The 4,922-nt window shown below is 52.8% G+C and carries 6 protein-coding genes and 1 pseudogene; 6 read left to right on the forward strand and 1 reads right to left on the reverse strand.

Translation table 11 applies throughout. The features are described from left to right. Positions 1-116: 116 nt before the first annotated feature. A pseudogene (locus tag D5269_RS16760) lies at positions 117-278 on the reverse strand (tyrosine-type recombinase/integrase); the annotation flags it as partial. Positions 279-709: 431 nt separating this feature from the next. Here D5269_RS16760 and D5269_RS16765 point away from each other — a divergent pair. From D5269_RS16765 to D5269_RS16790, 6 genes are all read left to right on the forward strand, one after another. Further along, the gene (locus D5269_RS16765) at positions 710-1,696 is read left to right on the forward strand and encodes a DUF6017 domain-containing protein (protein ID WP_120487065.1); all 987 of its coding nucleotides are present in this window, start codon (positions 710-712) and stop codon (positions 1,694-1,696) included. Between the two features lie 50 nt (positions 1,697-1,746). Then, positions 1,747-2,205: a DUF3846 domain-containing protein gene (locus D5269_RS16770; RefSeq protein ID WP_120487066.1), complete on the forward strand. Its 459-nt coding sequence runs from the start codon at positions 1,747-1,749 to the stop codon at positions 2,203-2,205. 1 nt (position 2,206) lies between these two features. After that, a complete protein-coding gene (locus D5269_RS16775; protein WP_120487067.1) occupies positions 2,207-3,034 on the forward strand; it encodes a phosphoadenosine phosphosulfate reductase family protein in 828 nt (275 codons plus the stop codon). 77 nt (positions 3,035-3,111) lie between these two features. After that, entirely contained in the window at positions 3,112-3,543 is a 432-nt protein-coding gene (locus tag D5269_RS16780) for a hypothetical protein (RefSeq protein ID WP_085951414.1), read from the forward strand. A 37-nt stretch (positions 3,544-3,580) separates the two neighbouring features. Further along, positions 3,581-4,060 carry a PcfB family protein gene (locus D5269_RS16785; protein ID WP_010815326.1) on the forward strand — a complete coding sequence of 160 codons (480 nt, stop codon included), beginning with the start codon at positions 3,581-3,583 and terminating at the stop codon, positions 4,058-4,060. Then, positions 4,057-4,922 (forward strand): type IV secretory system conjugative DNA transfer family protein (locus tag D5269_RS16790; RefSeq protein ID WP_158605054.1); only part of this gene is annotated, 866 nt, incomplete at its 3' end. The genes D5269_RS16785 and D5269_RS16790, both read left to right, overlap by 4 nt.

A 4,922-nucleotide genomic window follows, 5' to 3' on the forward strand; every position in this document is an offset into this window, starting at 1 on the left:
CTCATCTTTTTCTCCTAAACTCCCTCTTTTTATCTTTCATAACCAGATCAGCCGATAATTTCTGATTATCTTACAGGAAAAACACCGCTGAATATTCAGCGGTGTTGCGTGCAAAATTAAAGTGAAAAGGTCATCTTTCCTCTTGGATGCTTTTCTGCCAGAAGTGAGGTAAGCCGATTGACAGTCACATGGGTATAGATTTGCGTGGTTGAGATGGAGCTGTGTCCCAACAGAGATTGGATATATCGGATATCCAGCCCAGCTTCCAGCAGTGAAGTTGCAAAAGTATGCCCTTACGGTATAATAAGGACAAATCGGAAAACCCATTATTACCAAGGTTGCTCAGGTGTTGTAAAGCGCGCATATGACACTAAATACAGAAATAAAAACGTATATATCACTATATGTTGTTGTTTTCTGAAAACGAAGAAATCCATGAGCAATCTTAATCAGAGAGGATTTTCGGATTTGCCACCATTCTTTTTCCATTACAATACGCCCTTTGGTGGGGGCAGACTGGGAGGTGATAAGGAACCATTTCACATAAAGGACAAACGGGCAGCAACCCGGTAATACCGATTTTAATTCATATCAGCCGCACAGTAACTGACGGATGTTCAGCTACTGCGCGGCTTTTTTGTTATAGATAACTCTGCCCTGGTGACGTAAATCACCGGGGCTTTTTTCATTTAGACAGGAGGCTTTCAAAATGCCGGAAACTTTGAATCTGAATTACTACTACGGGAATGAAGCTGACCAGTACAGCTTCTACCGCATCCCGAAAATTCTTTTGACCGACCGCCGCTACAAGGGCGTATCGCTGGAAGCAAAGGTGCTGTACGGCCTTTTGCTTGACCGCATGGGGCTGTCTGCCCGCAATGGCTGGCTGGACGATAACGGGCGCGTGTTCCTCTACTTCACCCAGGAGGAAGTCATGACCATGCTGGACTGCGGCAAGGACAAGGCGACGAAGCTGTTCCGCGAATTGGAGGGCATCGGTCTTGTGGAACGGAAAAAACAGGGCCAGGGACACCCCGCCCGGATTTACGTTAAGAACTTCATTCTGGAGCCGGAACACTCTGCGCCGGTTCAGACTGCGGAAAACCAGCCGTCAAGACCGCTTGACAGTGCCGCAGTCAAGACTGCTGAAAAACCGCAGTCTGCACCCCTGAAAACCAGCGGTCAAGAGTGCGGAATTTCCGCCCCTAATAATACTGATATAAATAAAACTGAAAAAAGCGATACTGATCTATCCATCACACCCCCTGCCCCCTCAGCGGTTTCTTCTCCTGCTGGTAAACGCGCTCCGCGCAGGATGGGATTGGATGAGATGGAAAGCTGCCGCGAACTGATTTTAGAAAATATTGACTATGACATTCTTCTGGAACGGAACCCCTGGGACAAGGACTTGCTGGACGGCTATGTGGAGTTAATGCTTGAAATCTGCTGCTCCACACGGGAATCTGTCCGTATCTGCGGGCAGGAAGTACCCACCGAGGTTGTCAAAAGCCGGTTCCTGAAGCTGAACAGCGAACATATTGGCTATGTCATGGACAGCCTGAAAAGCAATACTGCCAAGATTGGCAACATCAAGGCGTACACGCTGGCGGCGCTCTACAACGCCCCCGTCACGATGGGGCAGTATTACACATCCCTTGTCAGCCACGATATGGCGCACGGGCTGCTGGACGGTTAAGCCGCCCGGTGCTTTGCAATACATCAATCAAACCAAAGGAGGACTTTTGCATGGAACATGAAATCAACATTCTGGTAGTGGAACCGGGCAGACCGCCCAGACCGGCGCGGGTGGACAACTCGCTGGAAACTTTTTCACAGCTTATCGGCGGCGAGTTGGCAATGGGCTGTTTCCTGCCCCATCGGGTCATGCTGCTCTACAACGAGGACGCTAACCGTCAGGGACTGCCGCCCAACCGCTGCAATCCCTTTGTAAACGAGTGCATCAGCGGTACATTCCTGCTGTGCGGGCTTTCAGACGAGGAGGGCTTCTGTTCCCTTTCCCCTGCCCAGCAAGCCGAGTTTCAGTGCCTTTTCGCCAGACCTGGCGAGTTTATGATGCTGGGGACAGACCACATCTGCGCTTCGTCTGCCGAGTTTGCCGAAACCGCTGGCAGGCTTTGGGGCGGCATGGCAAGCGGCGAATCCGTGGTGCTGACCAAATGGGGCGGCACGGAAAGCGGGGCATAAAATGGCAAAACAAAATACCAATACTGACCGTCGCAGTTTGCAGGACTGCGGCGGTTTTTCATCGGCAGAATACCATTCGGTTGGACTGAGCGGCGGCAAGGATTCGTCTGCTTTATTGCTGCTGATGCTGGAAAAAGGGATGCCGATTGACAACGTGATATTTGCGGATACCGGCATGGACTTCCCCGAAATGGCGGCGCATATCGCCAAACTGGACGCGCTTTTGTACCGTGAACGGGGCATCCACATCACCACCCTGCGACATTCGCATGGATTTGAGTGGATGATGTTTGACGCACCCATGAAACAGCCCCGTGCAATTGCCCGCCGTGCCGCCCAGGGACAGCCAGCAACCGGCTATGGCTGGCCGGGAATTAAGGTTCGCTGGTGTACCGGCCAGCTTAAAACACACCTGATCGCCAAAGAGGTCAACCGGCTGAAAAAAGAAAAGAACGCCCTGCACTATATCGGCATTGCCGCCGATGAGTCCCAACGCTGCAAAGACGACCCGAACCACCGTTATCCGCTGGTGGAATGGGGCATCACCGAAGCACAGGCTTTACAAATCTGCTATGACCGGGGCTTTGACTTTGGCGGACTTTATAAAATCTACCACCGCGCTTCCTGCTGGTGCTGTCCCTTGCAACGGATCGGTGAACTCCGCAAGCTGCGCCAGCACCACCCTGAACTGTGGACGCGGCTGTGGGATATGGACAACCGGGCGCGGGCGCAGTTTGGCGCAGGCCCCCTTGGACAGTTTAAGGAGCGTTGGAGCATCGAAAAGTTAGACGCCCGGTTTGCCCGCGAGGAAATGGAGGACGGCGCATGAAATATTTACTCCGCCGCCTGCTGGTTCCGCCTTAGTCAACCCACCAGCCTTTGAAGAAAATCCCAAAATGAAAAGAGGTGAGCATTATCGAAGTTGAAGCAAAGCAACAGCTTATGGAAAAGCTGGATAAAAACCTGCTGGATCATGCGGCAAAACTGACAGAGGGGAACGGCCCGCAGATTGTGGATGTGTACCAACTGCAAGGGCTGGCAGAGGTTCACTGTTACCTGAAAACAGCCCACCAGTTTGACCCTGCAGAAGTGGATGCCCTGCTGCAATTTGCCGATCCGCTGGAAGCAGCCCGCTACTGCTGGGAAATGAATGAGCATGAATACAGTTTCCCAATCTGCGACCTGCTGCGGGAAACCAGGGCGCGGGAAATCTTTGAACTGGCAAAGCCGGAACCGCCGGCAAAACTGTCCGTGCGGGAACAGCTCCGCGCCGCTATGAAAGAAGCCCGCCAGCATCCCGCCCCGGAGGAACGGGCAAAAGGCGGCGAGGCCCGATGAAACAGCCTGCCGCTTGCAGGAAAGGAGGTAATGCATCATGCAGGATGAAGTACGCGAAAAATCTGTGGCTCTCACCATCAAGGTCGGCAAAGCAGGCGGCAGGCTGACCGCCGGCCTGCTGAAATGGGCCATTCGGAAGTATCTGGCACAGGCCCAAAACCCAAAAATCCACCACGGCAAGCAGACCGTGAAGCAGCTTGTAAGCCAGGGCGCAGGCGTTCAAAACATTGAGATTACCGGCAAAAATATCAAGTCCTTTGAGCGTGTGGCGCGGAAATACGGGGTGGACTTTGCGCTGAAAAAAGACCCGGCGCAAGGGAAATACCTTGTCTTTTTCAAGGCACGGGACGCGGATGCACTGAACGCCGCCTTTGCCGAGTATGCCGGGAAAAGCCTGAACCGCTCCGCGCAGAAGAAGCCGTCACTGTTAGGCCAGCTTTCCCATTTCAAGGAGATTGCAAAGAACCTGACGCGGGATACCGCCAAAAACCGGGAGAAAGGGGGCGTTGAACTGTGAAACTGGATGTAAAGAAAATCCTGCTCCCTAACCTGCCTTATGTGTTCATCTTCTGGTTTTTCAACCGTGTGGCGGAGGGCTGCCGGCTGGCAGAGGGCGCGGATATGGTGACAAAGGCAATGGGCGCGGTATCGGGCCTGGGGGCGCTGATTTCCAAAAACCCGCTGCCCAGCTTCCACCCCCGCGACCTGCTGTTTGGCGCTGCCGGCGCAGTCATTATCCGGGCCGTGGTTTATTTCAAGGCGAAAAACGCCAAGAAATACCGCCACGGAGTTGAGTATGGTTCGGCGCGTTGGGGAAATTCCGACGATATTAAGCCTTTCATCAATCCCCAATTCGACCAGAACATTCTCCTGACGCAGACAGAGCGCGTCATGGTGGGGAGGAACAAAATCCCCAAGTACAATATCAACAAAAATGTGCTGGTGATCGGCGGTTCCGGCTCCGGCAAGACCCGCTTCCACATTAAGCCCAACCTCATGCAGATGAACGCCAGCTATATCGTGACTGACCCAAAAGGCACGGTCGTTCTGGAATGTGGGAAAATGCTTCAGCGCGGCGGGTATGAGATAAAAATACTCAATACGATTGACTTCAAACAGTCCATGAAGTACAACCCATTCCGCTATATCTACTGCGAGAACGACATTTTGAAGCTGGTCAACTGCATCATGGAGAACACCAAGGGCGAGGACAGCAAGGGCGGCGAAGATTTTTGGGCAAAAGCCGAAGCCCTCTACTATCAGGCGCTGATCGCCTACATCTGGTACGAAGCGCCGGAGGAAGAAAAAAACATGACCACCCTGCTGGAAATGCTCAATGCGTCCGAGGTGCGGGAGGATGATGAAAACTTCAAAAACGC

The organism is Anaerotruncus sp. 1XD42-93, assembly GCF_009917605.1.
GTDB lineage: Bacteria > Bacillota > Clostridia > Oscillospirales > Ruminococcaceae > Anaerotruncus.

Bases quoted from the DNA above. Each gene is read 5' to 3' on its own strand.
- D5269_RS16765 (WP_120487065.1), top strand. From the start codon at position 710: ATGCCGGAAACTTTGAATCTGAATTACTACTACGGGAATGAAGCTGAC.
- D5269_RS16770 (WP_120487066.1), top strand. From the start codon at position 1,747: ATGGAACATGAAATCAACATTCTGGTAGTGGAACCGGGCAGACCGCCC.
- D5269_RS16775 (WP_120487067.1), top strand. From the start codon at position 2,207: ATGGCAAAACAAAATACCAATACTGACCGTCGCAGTTTGCAGGACTGC.
- D5269_RS16785 (WP_010815326.1), top strand. From the start codon at position 3,581: ATGCAGGATGAAGTACGCGAAAAATCTGTGGCTCTCACCATCAAGGTC.